This window comes from Chryseobacterium cucumeris (assembly GCF_001593385.1).
Taxonomy (GTDB): Bacteria; Bacteroidota; Bacteroidia; order Flavobacteriales; family Weeksellaceae; genus Chryseobacterium; species Chryseobacterium cucumeris.
This window is the reverse complement of record NZ_LUVZ01000005.1, coordinates 29,757-45,674: the sequence shown is the minus strand read 5'-3', so window position 1 is coordinate 45,674 and position 15,918 is coordinate 29,757. Positions and strand designations below refer to the sequence as shown.

Genomic DNA, 15,918 nt, shown 5'->3' with positions numbered 1-15,918 from the left:
TATCATACTGACCATATCATTTATCATTTGGCTATCATATAATTTACCTTAATAATATTGAAATATGCTAGAAAGTTTATTATTCATACTGCTACTTTCAGTCAGTGCATTATTTATAGTAATTGCATTAATTGTAATGTTGATAGCGGTTATTCGAAAATCTTCTGCGTTAAAAAAAACAGCTCTTAAAATTAGCATTATTCCTATTTTATGTTGGGTATTAATTGCTATTTGGTATTTAATAACATTGCCGTCAATCCGTAAAAGTGAAATGGAAAATTTTGCTGGAACTTATATTTTAAATTCTTCCGATAATGGATCTCTTAAAAAAAGTAAAAGTAGAATAAATGGATTTAAACTAATCTTATTTGATGATGGAACCTATCTGTTTGATGGACATGAAAAAATTGGATTACAAAAACATGGAACCTGGAAAACAGATGGTACTGATGGGTTGTTTGAATTCTATAATGAAAACGGCAATCTATCTCAGTGGGCTACTCCTTATGGTAATGATAATAATTATAGTTTATCAATTGAATATCAAAAGGGACAAGATTCTAAAACTATATTATTTGTAAAAATAAAATCTGAATAATGCATTCTAATTTAAATGTTCATAATTCGATTAAAAAAACGCTTTAATGATTACATGAAACAACTGAAACTAATGACCAGAATTCTACTTACAACACTCGTTATTTTATTTTCCTTATCATTCTTAGCTATGATAATTGTGTGTATTTCTATGATGGCTCCCTATTGGGGGGAAACGATGGGAAACGAAGCATCCGGCTTTTTTAATGCGGTACTCTTGCTGACTTTTTTCCTGGGGATAATTACATTTATTTTATGGGCTATTTTTCTCAGGCAAAGAAATCAAAAAAACGAAACTAAATAACCAACTAATACCTTTCAAATGAAAACTCTTATTTATTCTATTTTTATGATAACCAGTATGTTATTTCTTTCTGAAAAAGAAGTAAATAAAGACATTTCCGGAACATGGAAGCTTAATCTCTATACAATGGATTCAGATACTATTTATTATGAAAATGCTGAAAAATATACACTTAATTATTTTGAGAAAACAGTAGGCAATCTTAAAGATTCCGAGGAAAAGAAAAGAATAGGTGAAAAATTGTATAATCAGTTTAAAACCGCTGAGCTTCATATTAATGAAAACACCATTACAGCCTATAAATTTGATGGAGATCAAACAAAAATTAACTTAAAATATAAACTTGTAGAAGGAACCATAATTCTTGATGAAAAAGCTAATCAGAAATACAAATACACTGTTAATTACAATCAAGAAACAGATATTCTGACTATAAAACAAGGGGATTCTAAAATGAATGTGGTGATTAGGTATTCGAGATTAAGAAACTAATCAAAATATAACGGCACATATCAAAATATTATGAAATATTCAGAAAAAAGAATTGAAAATTTCACCATTTTCGAAAACAAAATAAACCTAGCAGTACATTATAAAAAAACAGCCAAAGACTGGTTTGATGCTATTGCTATATTGGTTTTTGTCTTTTTGTGGCAACTTATTTTTTGATAAGTCAGGGTATGAAAACAATGAACTATATTAGTATTGGAGGTGGACTTATATTTGCTTTTCAGACAGTTTTACAATCTTTTTCAGGCATTTCTCTTCAGAAAATATTTTAGTCATTGACTGGAGTACGCATACTCTTACCTCAAAAAGAACTATTTTATTTCAAAAACATTTCCATTGGAAAATATTGAAGCAATTACTACAAGTGGACAAAAAGAAAAAGTGTTTATAAGTAGTGGAAAATCAATGAGACGAACTTACTGCACAGTAACGGCAAAACTAAAAGATAAGAATAGTGAAGAACTTTTTATAATTAATACCCATCGGTTTTTTCAAACGGATTCTGAGAAAATGGAAAGTGAATTATACACCCAAGCAACACAATTAACAAAGGAATTAAATAAATTTCTGAAATTAAAATATGAATGGAGAGGTACAATGAAGATTAAGATGTTAAATTAGATGAATTTTAGAATTACAGTGTCTTTAAGAAAAATAAAGACTATCTGTAAACAATATTGAATGGCAATTATGAAAGCTATTTTTATTTGCCGGGAAAAAATAAACTAATAAAATAATAACCATGAATATATTGAATTTTAAATCAAAGCTCCTCACAATAATTTTATCATTTTTAGTTTTTAGTCATTATTATAGTCAGGACTTATTAGATGAGGTTCAGAGTGATTCAAAATTAGTTATTAAATTAAAAGATGCTTACCGGGCATTTCACATCAATCATATCATTGCCGAACAGAAAGAAATCATCAATTTGATGGTCGACGATAGCACAGACAAAGAATTAAAAATATTACTCGGAAATTATCTTCAAGTCTGTGACAGTTTAAAAAAGATTCACTTTAAAAATGATACTCTTAACAATTATATTTCTAATTATTTAACCTTAACAAAACAGAGTTACAATATTTCTAAGAATAAAGGCTTTGATTCACGTGATTTTAAAAAGGATTTTGAAAAATATACAGCGTTCAGTGAGAAATACATGAATTATCTGTACTCAACTTTTGCAACTCATAATTTTATCAGCATGACTGAAGAAATGTATTGGAAAACAATTGATAAGAATAACTATATTAAGTCGGCTGAATATGAAACTTACAAAAAATTAAAGACAACAAACTTGAAAGAAGCTCTGATTCTGATTGAAAAAATTTCAAAACAGACAACAGACTTTCAAGAATATTCTATTTATAATATTGAACTCGCAGATCAGTATGTAAAGAATGCTGAAAGTCTTGATGAAAATTCAATTAATAAAGCAATTGAGATTTACAAATCAATTATAGACCAAAAAAAGTATAGCATTTATCTTTTTGAAGCCTGGCTGAAATGGCGAATTGTAAGCCAGCAGTTTGTTTATGGAATTTCAAAAACATCTGATATTCCGAATCATACATATGATAAAGTGAGAGAGCAGGCTGCGTTAACTGTTCTTGATTACATCAATACACATAGCAACGATGAAATGGCAATCAATGATTTTCTTTTATTGTCAACACATGATGTTGTAAAACGCTTTGGTGATTACCCTTACGGAAATCAAAACACCGTGGAATATCACGAAACATTCGATGAAGAGAAATAAACTATGATATTTATTAGAATTGTTTTTTTTAAAAGAATACTGAATGTAAAAATTTAAATTACCCTTGAAATATTTATGAAATTCTCATTCAAATTACTGTCGGTTCTTATTCTGCTTTTATTATTTTCTTCTGCAATTCATGCTCAGGAATTACCATTTTATGATTTTGACCAGGTTGATTATTATTCGATAGATATTAGTACTCAAGATATTTCCAAGATAGAATATCAGAGAAAGAAAAACTCATTCGAGTATGAAAAAATAAGTAAAAAAGATTCCTTGTTTTTGTCACTATTAAGAAATAACTATCCTGAAACAATACAAGAGGATTTTCCTGAAAAACTTATAAAATACGGTTTTAAGAAAACTGATATTGATAAAAAACGATACCCAGAAATAAATACTATTTTCAGCGAAAAGCCATGTAATGACGATTTAGGAAGTTTTTGCATTCCTATATTTAGAGATATCTTTATTTTCAGGAAAAAAGATCAGATTGTGGGAATTGCTAAGATCTGTTATAGCTGTCATCTTGCGACAATAATAGGCACTGAAAGAAATATCCGAAATTTCGGAAGTTGTGGTGATTTCCGTAAACTGCAGGAACTCATGAATAAGTAAATCCGGTTGAAATCTTCTGAAATGGAAAATGACTTCAAAAATGGCACCCGATCTTTAATCAATGACTTAAAACAAGCTGAAAGGATATTGTCAGAATTTTCAGGAGGATACTCAGGTCAATATTTTTCTGCTGAAGAATTTCATAAAGATTTAAAAGATCATATTTTTGAATTGGAAAATGGAAACAAAGCCGCTCTGGAAGATTTATGGATATGGTTTGCTCCGACCTGTCAATGTGATTAATTTGTAGGGGATACAATATTGGGAGAAAGAATTTTTCAGCAGATTATTACCTTAAAAAATAATTAACCTCTTCTCATATGCAATAACATGAAAGTTATAAAGATAAATTTAAAAAAACTTAACAGGATCGTTCTGTGGATACTGATTGGACTTTGTGTTTTGACAATGCTTGGGCTTTTGAACTTTGGTCATGGGCTAGGAAACATTATTTATTTCCCTCCGATTATTTTGGCAACTGTTGGACATGTCTTAATTACAAGACGGCTCAAGAAGAAAAATAACAATAAATATTGGCTTCCACTTATTGTGATAAGCTCCATTATTTGTTTGAGTATAATTTATTATGCGACATGGGGAAGAGGTGGAGAGTTTTCCTGGGATGGAAGAGTGTTTTTTATAAAATAAAACTCCTTTTCATACCATAATAACGGTAAGAATACTGAGCAAAATAAAGCTCAGAAAACATACGAGAATTAATTTTACAATACTTTTCATTTCATTTTTGAAAATTAAAACTTTTTGATCCTGAAGTTCTATAATTTCTTTATCGCTCACAGACAGAAGGTTCACAATATTACCGTCTGAACCAAGTGTCATGGATTTACATTTAAGATAAAAATCAAAATGATTTTTTTTAATATGAGTTGACGAAACTAACGCTGAAGTAATGCCGAGATAGATTAAAAAAGGAAAAAACAAGAATAAAAACACTATGGGAAAGTAGATCGATAAATGATGTTTTAGAATAATCATAGTGGACGAAATGATGAAAAATGACACCATGAAACACAATATTAATTTATGATTTTTCATTAACTAAAGTTAAGTAATATTTGATGACTAAGAGAGTTTCTGACGATGTTTTTCAAATATACCTTTGAAAAGTTATTTTTTGTAAGTTTACTGTATTAAAACTAATAGAGTGAATCTAAGATTTACCGAAAACTGTGAAAGACAATGAGAAAAAAGTTACTTCTGTATTTCCCTTTATTCCTATTTCTGAATGATTCCATTTTAAAATAAGGACTCAGCTCTATGAAAAGTATTATTAAAACCCTTTTAATTGCAGGTATCTCAATTGGTGGAATTTTTGGGATTCTATATTTCATTTATATGCAAATTGATTTTATCGGGCATAAAGATCCAAAAACTGTAGCTTAAAATGTAAAACGATGGAACAAAATACTTCTTTCTGCAGAATACAGAAACGGGACCGATTATTGTAAGGTAGATCTACTGGATTCTGTTAATATTCAAATCAATACAGGGAATAATTCTTTTGGGGTAATATTAGATAAAGAATATAAACTATCGGGTGATACGATAATCATTTTAGGAGGAATTGAAGATGCATCAAAGTTTTTGAGCAGTGACAGGCTTTTAATACACAAGAATAAACTTCTTTATAAAATTAAATCTCCTGGAATTTTCGATACCATTCAGGCAATGACCATAAAATTCAATACAATCAAACAAAAGAAAGCTCAATGGTAGAAGAGTATGATATAGCAATTTTCGGTGGAGGAATCTCTGGATTTTCGACAGTATTAAGACTCAAATACTGAAATTTTAAAAAGTTGATGATCATTGTCAAAATAGAATGCAGAATTCGAGTTTTTTAAATTTATGGCGAAAGGTTCTATGTTTGACTCGTGCAAATCAAAATTAATGTTATTTCGAATAAGAAAATTTTCTAAGTCTTTTGAAACCAGTTTATGGTTTAATGGTAATTTTTCATCATTTACCGTCATGAAAAGGTGATCTGTTTGTTCATAAGTGAAATCATATTGAATTCCTAAAATAATTTCATCCAATACAATGATTTCGAAATCAAAACCATTAAGAGTAAGCATGTTAATACCTGGAATATCGCCTTATTGCTCAGTGATAACTTCCAGATGATCTCTATAATCAGAAGGCTTCCCAATCTTGAAATCTGCTAATATTTCATTGAAAAGTAATTTTGAAATATCCATTTTGCTAACACGTTTCACATTTTAGAACAAGGTTAAGTTTAGATATTTTAGAGTTTGTACAGAGTCTGATAAAAATTCCAAAATCCTTCCAGTTTATAATTTCCTACCATTTCAAAATTGAGATTACTCAATTCTTTCACACCGTTGATTGTTTATATTTTATAGTTTATTAATTCAGAATTTTTATTGGACTCTTTTATTTCAATTTGATTTTTATTGGTTCTTTTCCATGTAAATTTCCCGGCGTAATTATAATAAGTTTCATCATCTCCGTTAGACCAACTTTTGTATTCTCCTGTTTCATTGGATTTAAATGAAATCCAAGAACCCTTGACCACTGAAAAACCACTTCCATTCTCAGAAGACCAATTTCCACAAATTTCATCTTTTTGCTTGAATATATTTATAAATCTGTTCATATTTCTATTACTTAACTAGTATATTAGCCGATGCTGCATTCTTGCCATAACTCTCTAATATATGGACTTACTTTCCAGCAGTCTTCTATATTTTCATTTTCGAAACATGACCAGTAAAAGACAGAATATTCATGTAAACGGAAATTTTCTTTTAGCAGTTTTAAAACAATTTTTAAATATTTTAAAAAGTCGTTTTCCATTGTTTGATCTTCAGTTGCCTGGATGATGATTTCCATTAAAGCGAACTTATTATCCTCATCAGCTTCAGTAGTATAATAATTGATATATTCTTCTATATCTTCTGGTTTTCCAACAATAAATTCCCAATCCTGATAATCAGATAAAGTGTATTGAAGATTCAAATTTTTTGTTAAATCATCTATAGATTTTCTGGTGACAAATCTCAACTTAGGTTCTTTCATCGATTTTTAATGATAACAAATGGCTTCAGTATTTAGCGTTGATCCTAATTTAAATATAAAGAGGTGGTAATCCCCACCTCTTACAGCTTATCGTTAAAAATTAATTTTTAACAGCCTCTATCGCTTTCAGATAGGCTTGCATCTCTTTAGTATAAAAGCTAGACCATGTTTTTCTTTTGTACTCCTTGTCGGTTTTTCTGTCTAAAATAAAATATCTTTTTCCAGGAACAGTTTGAGATTTTCCGCTGCCAACAACTGTAAGACTTGCAGTTTCTCTTTCATAATCCATTATATAACGGTATTGATTCGTGTCGTTGTATTTATCTTTGATTTCGTTCTCGGTAGCCAAAACATATTTTCCTGTATAATTTGCAAATGCTATTTTCACATATTTGTCATAACTTCCTCTCTCTTTCAATACACCAATTAACGTAAAGTCTTCAGATTTCATATCTGGAGGAATTTCACCGGACTCAACAGTAATTTTATTGGCTACGGAAGAGGTACTTGCACAGGATTGTAGAGAAGCAGCAAGTATCACCGTACTCACCAAACGGGTAATTGATATTTTCATGTTTATTATTTTCCACAAAAATATATTTTTTCAATTAAAATGAGTGCAAATCTCAAAAGGATAGTTTAAAAATATATTTTAATACTGATTGACTATGTTGAGGCAATGTGTAAATTTGGAGGTTAGCTGTAATTGTTAAACAACTATCTGCCAAATTAATTAAGGTTCAAAAAGTGGATCTTAGGAATGAATTAAAAAATCGGACTGAGGACCAATGGGGGTTGGATTTATTGCTTTACCATTATTATTAATTTGCAATCTTTTTATAATTCCGGCATTACTAAGCTTTTTAAAAAGGAAGCATCAAAATAAAATAATTTTAAATATTTTAGGGATTATTTGTTGTGGATTTCTTGCTTCTCTTTTAATTACAACTCACAAAATGGACTAATTGCAGCTATAGATAACATTGTATTGGCAAGATGCGGTACAAGATGTTGAATTGAAAATTTCCACAATTTTTATAGAGCGATAATTTCAAACAAAGTAATATAACACATGGAAAACATACATCAAAGGAAAATCTTAAAATTAATATTTTTCATACTGGTTATATCAATATTTCAACCTTTTTTTGACATATTTTTATTATTTCAGTATGGACAAGCCGCTAATTATATAGACTACTTTATTATCCAACAAACTTTCTATATTTTTATATTATATATTGCTGTACCGTTAATAATTTTATACACACTTCTCAAAATAATAAGTTGGAATTCGTTAATAAAATATTCAATAATCGGAATTCCATTTGCTGTATCATTTTATAAAATTACCCTATTACTGTTTCAAGATAGGGTAGCTGCTTGGAGTACGTTTTCATATGCAGAACTGTTTAGTAGCGCATTAATAGCAAGCTCACAAACATTATTATTTCAGATTGTGGTAACTACGGCTGTACTATATAAAATTAATCTGGAAAACAGAGGCTGACAATGGTTTGCCAAAAGGCTAAAATGAAACTTCAAAACAGAAAAAATGAAAAATACTTTAATTATAATTTTGACATTAATATTGTTGAACAACTGCAATAAAATACAAAAACAAACTGAAGGTGAACATGAAAGAACTGAACTTGTTCCCGAGCCGGACAAAGCAGAAAGATTAAAATTTGAAGCGATTGAAAAACTAAATAAATCAAATTGTATTTTTGATGAACCTGATGTATCTCTTTCCGGAATAATTTTAAGAAATTCAGAAAGTGCCACAAAAATTATTGGTTCGGAAAATAGTATAGATACATTAGACCATTATCTTTTTTATTCAAAACTTAAAAGCGAAATTCTAACTTTAACGCAACATCCCGGAGATAGTAAAAACCAGATTTCAATAATTAAAGTTAAGAAATCGGATAAAACCAGTGATGGATTTAAAGAGTTAAACTTTAATACATTTATAACAGAAAAAGGAATAAAATTAGGCTTGACAAAAAAGCAAATTATTGAAAAATTGGGGGATTGTTATGCGCCAATTGACAGTACAAAAAATTACATAGAACTTTATTATGTCATTGAACAACCGAAAGACAGTAAATCAAAAGTTTTGGAAAAGAGCAATATGCCCAAATATTTTGCAAGTTATAAATTATGGAATGACAGATTAGAACAATTTGAGTTTGGATTTGAATATCCTTGAAAACAAACATTTACAAGGGGTAAGAAAACTTTTAGCAAATAAGTATGACGGAAGAACAATTAAAAGTACACTCCGGATAAAAATACGATAGAACGGGGACAGTATTTAGCAAAAATTATTTCAGATAAGCTGAATTGCAAGACCATTACAGATTACAAGGAACCGCATGAATCATTTTATAGTCCTCCTGATTCGGTAATCTTTGAGAACGGAAACTATTTGTGACATCCTGTGCTGTTCCTAAAGTAGCTTCTATGAAGGAAGCCAATAGACTACCGGATGCCGTTGCAGCAGATTCAGCTACCGGCAGGTCGGAATTTTCTGGAATAGATCTGAAAGGTTATTTTACGGATCCCCATTTATTATATCTTTTCGGGGAGGTAAAAAAAGCCAATCCTGATTTTAAAATAGCCCAGCAAAGAGTAGAAATAGCCAACAGCTTATTAAAGCGGTCAAAAACAGAATTACTGCCTTCTCTGGAAGTTGGAGTTCAGGTTTCCGGCGACCGGTACGGAAAATATACAATGGAAGGGGTTGGGAATTATGATACCAATCTCTCCTCCAATATCACAGAAGAACAAAAGATCAATACTTCCTTTACCCCGAATTACTGGATGGGTGCAAGAAGTAGCTGGGAAATTGATGCCTGGGGAAAACTAAAAAATAAGAAACTTTCAGCTCAGAACAAATTTCTGGCATCAACAGAAGGTTTGAAGCTTCTTCAGACCGATCTTTTTACGGATATCGCCAATCTATATTATGATCTGATTGCTTTAGACAAGCGGCTAAAAATCTACCGGGATAATTACAATCTTCAGAAGCGTGCCTTTGAAATTATCAAAGCACAGCGTGAAGTCGGTAAGGTAACTGAACTGGCTGTACAGCAGTTTAAGGCGCAGAACAATAACTGGCTGGCAGAAATTGAACATATTAAAGTAGAAATAGTGACGGTGAAGCAAGCCATATCAACATTAACAGGGGTATATGATGGGGATGTACAGAGAGGAGACACGCTTCTGACTACGAATTTCAATATCCTGAATTCCAATATCAATGTTGATAAGATAATCCATTCCAGGCCGGATGTGATTTCAAACTACTATTCTCTTAAGGCTTCACATGCTGATGCCAAGGCTGCAAGAGCTGCTTTTTATCCTAAAATTGATATTGGAGCAGGATTTGGAATCAATTCCTTTTCTGCCGAAACACTTTTCAAACCAGCCTCTTTGGCGGGACAGATTTTAGGAGGTCTGATGGTCCCTGTTTTTAACAAAGGCCAGTTGCAATATGAATTTAAAGTTGCTGGCATAGAACAGGAAATTGCATTTCTGAATTATCAGAAGAGTTTTACTACTGCCTTCAATGAGCTGCAGTCTATTCTGAAACAGACTCAAATATTTCATAAAGTTTTAGAACTTAAAGAAGAGGAAGTTCATTATCTTGATAAGGGAATAGAGGTATCTAACGACTTGTATATTACGGGTTATGCAAACTACTTTGAACTGATCAATGCTCAGAAAAGCAAGCTGCAAGCCGAGCTTGACCTTCTCAAATTTCAACATGAAAATACCAGAAACAATGTGCTATTATTTAAAGCGTTAGCAGGTAAATTACAATAATATATTAGTTAGTTGATTTTATATGTTAGTAAGGCTGTCTCAGAAATGGGACGGCTTTTTAATTATTAATGAAGAAAGAATTAGCTGACTTTTTACTATCATGTATTAAATTTTCTAATTTTAATTTCTACGTTCAAGATAATATCACCATGCTAATTTATTTATAAATTTGAATTTAATAAAAACTTATCTGCTAGCTATGAAGCAAAATTCAACTTTAATCTTCGGAAGTATTTTTATTTGTGCAATCGTTTTTATTCTTCCATTTTTGGTCAGATCAGACAATGACTCACTTAATTCTGTTTTTGCAACTGCTTTCACAGCATTAGGAGCCTTCGCAACGCTGATAACAATGATAATTGCATTATCACTTTATCAAAAATATGGGATGGATAGTAAATTGATTGAACAACAAACGGGTAAAGTTTTTGAGTTGATCGATCAAATGAAGGGTAAATCATTAACAATTCATACTGGTGAGATCAAATATTTCTTACGTTTTATCAATATAGAAGAGGATCTTAAAAGTGATCCAGTATTCAATAGAATGTATCCAAAAAAAATAGCAGTTAATAGTGATGATTATCTATTGTTTTTACAACCATTAAGGACTTTTATGAGCAGCTATTTACTACCAACTGAAATTAAGACTCATTTGAAGTTGTTTGATTTATATGCCGTAGATAAGGAAGTTGAATTCAGTTATGAAAATTATGTTAAAATGAGTTATGACCATAAAATTGATGATTCATTTTTTGTAATATTTCCTTATGTTACAGTAGAGGAATTTATCGATCGTAAGAATATGTTGATAAAATCAATAGAAGATTGGCTATCAAAGCACACAAGCATAAAATTAGACTTTGAAATGGGCAGACCTTAGTTAGTATTGTTAATTAAGATTTAAAAAAATATCTGCATTTGAAAGAAGATATTTATATGGATGTATTAAAAAAAATAAAAGCTTTTCAAAGAAATCCTGAATTAAAATAGCAAATTAATACTTCCAATAACTAAATTCTCTTACAGCATTTTCTGCCTAGGCAATCCGATTTCATGTTCCTGTGGATATGGCTTACGCCAGGTCATACTGACATCCTCATGTAAATTACGTTGAGCTTCCAAAGACTTTTCTTTATCCATAGAATATCTTGGATCGGGAATAAAAGGCATTTTGGCCATTTTATGAATAGTAACAGTAGGAAAATGGAAATCGACTTCCACGGTTCCTAATAGAAGATAACACCCACCACCCTGAAAAGGATATTCTTCAAGGCAGTTGGGAAAATGAGCGGTATCAAAATATTCTCCCTGAGCATCGACCCAGGTTCCGAAATACATTGTTCCTTTCTTGGTTGGTACATGCTTTCTTGAAATAAGATAAGCAAGCATCTTAACCTGTTGTTTATGAAACTTCAATAAATCTTTTACTAAAACGGAACCTCTGTATCGGGTTTGTAATAAATCAAAAGGGCTGAAAGAAACAGGAAATCCCAATATTTCTATTTCATCAAAAGCATCTTCAAATGGATTTCTTTCTATGGTGGGAAGCTGATAATCTTTCTGAGGTTCGTCCAGTAAAGTCAAATGCCTGAAAGCAATTTTATGAGTTCCCAACAGAAATCTTGATTCAATAAGCAACTCATGCTTCTGTTTTCCGGTAAAGCGGAATGCTCCGATAAAGATTAAAATTTGCAATGTTTCGATGCCGATAGGAATCCTTTTAACAAAGTTTTCCAGGGAGGTATACTCTCCATTCAGAGTTCTTTCTTCAGGAATCAGTTGTGCTAACCTTGTTTCCAGTCTTTCGATATGCATCAATCCCAAATAAACATCCGAACCATACACCGTGGTTTGATATTCACTTAGATTAACACAGGGATTATGGATAGTAGCTCCTGACATCCTTGCCTCATGAATATAGACTTCAGTTCTGTAGAATCCACCACCATTATTGATGGCAGAAACCATAAATTCAATAGGATAGTAGACCTTGAGGTATAGGCTCTGATAGCTTTCCACGGCATAAGAAGCAGAATGGGCTTTACAGAATGAATAGCCTGCAAAAGATTCAATCTGCCGATATACTTCCATGGATAATTGTTCAGGATGCCCCAGCTTTTTACAGGATTCAAAGAAGTTATCTTTTACTTTCTGTAATGCTGATAAAGACCTGCCTTTACCACTCATAGCTCTTCTCAGTACATCACCATCAGGAGCAGATAATCCTCCGAAATGCAGCGCAATTTTAATAACATCCTCCTGATAAACCATAATACCGTATGTTTCTCCTAATTCCTTTTCAAAAACCTCATGGAAGTATTCAAATTTTGTGGGATTATTATGTCTGAAAATATACTCCCGCATCATTCCGCTTTGAGCCACTCCAGGTCGTATAATGGAAGAGGCTGCTACCAATACTTTATAATTGTCACATTTCAGTCTGCGGAGTAATCCCCGCATGGCTGGAGATTCAATATAAAAGCAGCCTATGGTTTTTCCGGAACTTAAGAACTTATTACATCTGGCTTCATCTTTTGACAAAGAAGTATCACGGATATCGATATCAATACCTCTTTTTTCCTTCACTAGCTTTACCGTGTCGTTAATGGTGCCCAAGCCTCTCTGTGAGAGAATGTCAAACTTTTCAAGGCCAATTTCTTCAGCGGTGTACATGTCAAACTGTACAATCGGAAAACCTTTGGGGGGCATTTCTAATGCAGAATAATTGGTGATAGGCTCTTCTGAGATCAGAATTCCGCAAGAGTGCATGCTTCTCTGGTTCGGAAATTTTTCCAACAATTTTCCGTAGTAATGAACCTGTCTTGATACCGAATTAGTATCATGTTCTTGGATGGGTTTCGTTGCCAGTATATCAAGCTCATCTTTCGGAAGCCCAAATACTTTTCCTACTTCCCGGAAAATAGAACGGTACTTGAATTCCACATTGGTTCCGCAGAATGCAACATGATCCTTACCATATTTATCAAAAATATATCCCAAGATAATATCTCTGGTCTGCCAGCTCCAGTCTATGTCAAAATCCGGTGGTGTTTTACGGTTGAGGTTTAAAAACCTCTCAAAATACAGATCCAGCTCCAGAGGACATATATCAGTAATACCGATGCAATAACTGACTATAGAATTGGCACCGCTGCCTCTTCCTACATGCATAAATCCCATCCGGTTGCTGTATTGGATAATATCCCAGGTGATCAGAAAATAAGCACAGAAATTAAGTTGGTCAATGACTCCTAACTCTTTATCCACTCTTGCTTTTGCCTGCAGATTATCATCAGAATACCTTTTAGAGAGCCCCTGATAGGCTAACATTTTTAAAAGCTTAGAATCATTTTCCTTACTGTCTGTGAAATGCTTTTTATTTTTGGGTGTTGAAAAATCAAAATCAAAATAGCAGCTATTGACAATATACTTTGTATTTTCAATAATCTGTGGCTCATATTGGAACTCAGCCAGAAGCTCTTTTTTATCAGTAAACATTTCATTGTCTTTACAGTAATCAGCTTCTGTAAGTTTACTGATCAGTGTATTATGATCAATAGCTCTTAATATCTTATGAAGTTCATATTCTTCAGGGGTTGCAAAAGTAACCGGATGAAGAATGACCATTTTATGGATTAACTTTTTCAATTCTGGTTGAATTAAAAAGTTTAATTGGTCCTGTCTGATGCCTATAAATTCATGGTCTGCTAATTTTTCAGGAATATTCTCTAATGGGTAAATAACAAAAGTATCTTTAAAATCAGGATTTGCTTTAGGAATTTCAATGCCATCACAATTGTAAGCTGTTAAAAGCCTGTTGATCTCTCCGATACTTTTTTGATTTTTCGCCAGGCAGATATAATACAGTTCATTCTGAACCCTTACTTCCACTCCGACGATCGGTTTGATATGATGATCTTGACAAAGCTTATAAAAATCATATATTCCCGTAATGGTATTGATATCGGTAAGAGCCAGGGTTTTAATATTAAAATGTACAGCCTGCTCAACCAGTTCTTTAATAGAAATGGTTCCATACCTTAGGCTGTGATAAGAATGACAATTTAGAAACATGTTGTAATTATTTTAATAAACCTGAGGCTCTTCCTACACTTGATGCTCCAAACCTGTTCTTGATTTTATCCATTGTCTGATACAGTGATATTAATTCTTCCGTATCTTCAAAGAGATCCATTTGATGGCATCCGTGTACCAGTCCGGTAAACTTTACACCGACCAGCCTTATTCTCATACGCCTGGTATATACTTTTTTAAAGAGTTCTAAAACATACCTGAGCAGGGTATGATCAGCTGAGGTGTAAGGAATCCTGCATTGTTTGGTTTCCGTATCAAAATTGGAATAGCGGAGTTTTACCACCACTACCGATACCAGCCATTTCTCTGCCCGGAGCTGATAACAGAGTTTTTCAACCATTGCTGAGAGTATACTTTTAATACCCTGAATATCGATGCTGTCTTGGGCAAAAGTATCTTCTGTAGAAATGGATTTTCGTTCCGAATAAGGAACCACAGGGTTTTCGTCAATTCCGTGTGCTTTTTTCCAAAGCTCATTTCCATTTTTACCAATCAGCTGCTGAAGAACGTCAACAGGCATTTCTGAAAGCGTTTGTATCGTTCTGATCCCCAGTCTTGACAGCAGTTGAAAAGTAACATCGCCAACCATAGGAATCTTCTTTACTGAAAGCGGGTTTAAAAACGGCTGTATGTCAGATTGTTTCACTTCTAATCTTCCGGTTGGCTTGGATTCTCCGGTTCCGATTTTGGATACAGTTTTATTGGTAGATAAAGCAAAACTTATGGGTAGTCCTGTGTTTTTCTGTACGCTTTCTGCTATTTCATGAGTCCATTTATAACATCCAAAAAACTGATCCATACCGGATAAATCCAGATAAAATTCATCAATACTTGCTTTTTCGAGAACAGGAACTTTTTCCTGAATAATCTCCGTTACCATATGAGACATATTGGAATACATTTCCATATCTCCCTTAATGACTTTAGCTTCGGGGCATAGCCGCAAAGCCATTTTGATCGGCATGGCACTCCTGACTCCGAAAAAGCGGGTTTCATAAGAGCAGGACGCCACTACACCACGATCTCCACCTCCTATGATCACAGGCTTATTCTCCAGTTCAGAGTTTTTCAGCCTTTCACAGGAAACAAAGAACGTATCCAAATCCATATGTACAATTGCTCTTTCCATGTT

17 protein-coding genes are annotated in these 15,918 nt (G+C 32.4%); 10 read left to right on the top strand and 7 right to left on the bottom strand.

Annotated features, from left to right (window positions below; translation table 11 throughout):
• The first annotated feature begins 64 nt into the window (after nucleotides 1–64).
• From A1704_RS08340 to A1704_RS08305, 7 genes are all read left to right on the top strand, one after another.
• Complete coding sequence (locus tag A1704_RS08340; RefSeq protein ID WP_062672398.1) at nucleotides 65–598, top strand: hypothetical protein; 534 nt, start codon at nucleotides 65–67, stop codon at nucleotides 596–598.
• A 321-nt stretch (nucleotides 599–919) separates the two neighbouring features.
• Entirely contained in the window at nucleotides 920–1,393 is a 474-nt protein-coding gene (locus A1704_RS08330; RefSeq protein ID WP_131797489.1) for a hypothetical protein, read from the top strand.
• A gap of 354 nt (nucleotides 1,394–1,747) precedes the next feature.
• Nucleotides 1,748–2,032 (top strand): hypothetical protein, encoded by a 285-nt coding sequence (locus A1704_RS08325; protein WP_062672392.1) that lies wholly within the window; start codon nucleotides 1,748–1,750, stop codon nucleotides 2,030–2,032.
• Between the two features lie 121 nt (nucleotides 2,033–2,153).
• Complete coding sequence (locus A1704_RS08320; RefSeq protein ID WP_062672389.1) at nucleotides 2,154–3,176, top strand: hypothetical protein; 1,023 nt, start codon at nucleotides 2,154–2,156, stop codon at nucleotides 3,174–3,176.
• Between the two features lie 75 nt (nucleotides 3,177–3,251).
• The gene (locus tag A1704_RS08315; protein ID WP_062672387.1) at nucleotides 3,252–3,797 is read left to right on the top strand and encodes a hypothetical protein; all 546 of its coding nucleotides are present in this window, start codon (nucleotides 3,252–3,254) and stop codon (nucleotides 3,795–3,797) included.
• 21 nt (nucleotides 3,798–3,818) lie between these two features.
• Nucleotides 3,819–4,040: a hypothetical protein gene (locus tag A1704_RS08310; protein ID WP_062672385.1), complete on the top strand. Its 222-nt coding sequence runs from the start codon at nucleotides 3,819–3,821 to the stop codon at nucleotides 4,038–4,040.
• A gap of 87 nt (nucleotides 4,041–4,127) precedes the next feature.
• The gene (locus A1704_RS08305) at nucleotides 4,128–4,445 is read left to right on the top strand and encodes a hypothetical protein (protein WP_062672383.1); all 318 of its coding nucleotides are present in this window, start codon (nucleotides 4,128–4,130) and stop codon (nucleotides 4,443–4,445) included.
• Nucleotides 4,446–4,454: 9 nt separating this feature from the next.
• On the opposite strand, the gene A1704_RS08300 is transcribed toward A1704_RS08305, so the two are convergent.
• From A1704_RS08300 to A1704_RS08280, 5 genes are all read right to left on the bottom strand, one after another.
• Nucleotides 4,455–4,637: a hypothetical protein gene (locus tag A1704_RS08300; protein ID WP_062672381.1), complete on the bottom strand. Its 183-nt coding sequence runs from the start codon at nucleotides 4,635–4,637 to the stop codon at nucleotides 4,455–4,457.
• Nucleotides 4,638–5,587: 950 nt separating this feature from the next.
• Entirely contained in the window at nucleotides 5,588–5,893 is a 306-nt protein-coding gene (locus tag A1704_RS08295; RefSeq protein ID WP_062672380.1) for a hypothetical protein, read from the bottom strand.
• A gap of 275 nt (nucleotides 5,894–6,168) precedes the next feature.
• Nucleotides 6,169–6,435, bottom strand: a complete 267-nt coding sequence (locus A1704_RS08290) for a hypothetical protein (RefSeq protein WP_062672378.1) — start codon at nucleotides 6,433–6,435, stop codon at nucleotides 6,169–6,171.
• 23 nt (nucleotides 6,436–6,458) lie between these two features.
• Complete coding sequence (locus A1704_RS08285) at nucleotides 6,459–6,857, bottom strand: hypothetical protein (RefSeq protein WP_062672375.1); 399 nt, start codon at nucleotides 6,855–6,857, stop codon at nucleotides 6,459–6,461.
• A 100-nt stretch (nucleotides 6,858–6,957) separates the two neighbouring features.
• The gene (locus A1704_RS08280; RefSeq protein WP_062672373.1) at nucleotides 6,958–7,431 is read right to left on the bottom strand and encodes a hypothetical protein; all 474 of its coding nucleotides are present in this window, start codon (nucleotides 7,429–7,431) and stop codon (nucleotides 6,958–6,960) included.
• A 981-nt stretch (nucleotides 7,432–8,412) separates the two neighbouring features.
• Here A1704_RS08280 and A1704_RS08270 point away from each other — a divergent pair.
• From A1704_RS08270 to A1704_RS08260, 3 genes are all read left to right on the top strand, one after another.
• Nucleotides 8,413–9,069 (top strand): hypothetical protein, encoded by a 657-nt coding sequence (locus A1704_RS08270; RefSeq protein WP_062672368.1) that lies wholly within the window; start codon nucleotides 8,413–8,415, stop codon nucleotides 9,067–9,069.
• A gap of 254 nt (nucleotides 9,070–9,323) precedes the next feature.
• On the top strand, nucleotides 9,324–10,688 hold the full coding sequence (locus A1704_RS08265) for a TolC family protein (RefSeq protein WP_082798736.1): 1,365 nt from the start codon (nucleotides 9,324–9,326) through the stop codon (nucleotides 10,686–10,688).
• 199 nt (nucleotides 10,689–10,887) lie between these two features.
• Nucleotides 10,888–11,571 (top strand): hypothetical protein, encoded by a 684-nt coding sequence (locus A1704_RS08260; protein ID WP_062672364.1) that lies wholly within the window; start codon nucleotides 10,888–10,890, stop codon nucleotides 11,569–11,571.
• A gap of 140 nt (nucleotides 11,572–11,711) precedes the next feature.
• Here A1704_RS08260 and A1704_RS08255 read toward each other — a convergent pair whose 3' ends face one another.
• The gene (locus A1704_RS08255) at nucleotides 11,712–14,765 is read right to left on the bottom strand and encodes a DNA polymerase III subunit alpha (protein ID WP_062672362.1); all 3,054 of its coding nucleotides are present in this window, start codon (nucleotides 14,763–14,765) and stop codon (nucleotides 11,712–11,714) included.
• A 7-nt stretch (nucleotides 14,766–14,772) separates the two neighbouring features.
• Entirely contained in the window at nucleotides 14,773–15,915 is a 1,143-nt protein-coding gene (gene dinB, locus A1704_RS08250; protein WP_062672360.1) for a DNA polymerase IV, read from the bottom strand.
• Between the last annotated feature and the right edge of the window lie 3 nt (nucleotides 15,916–15,918).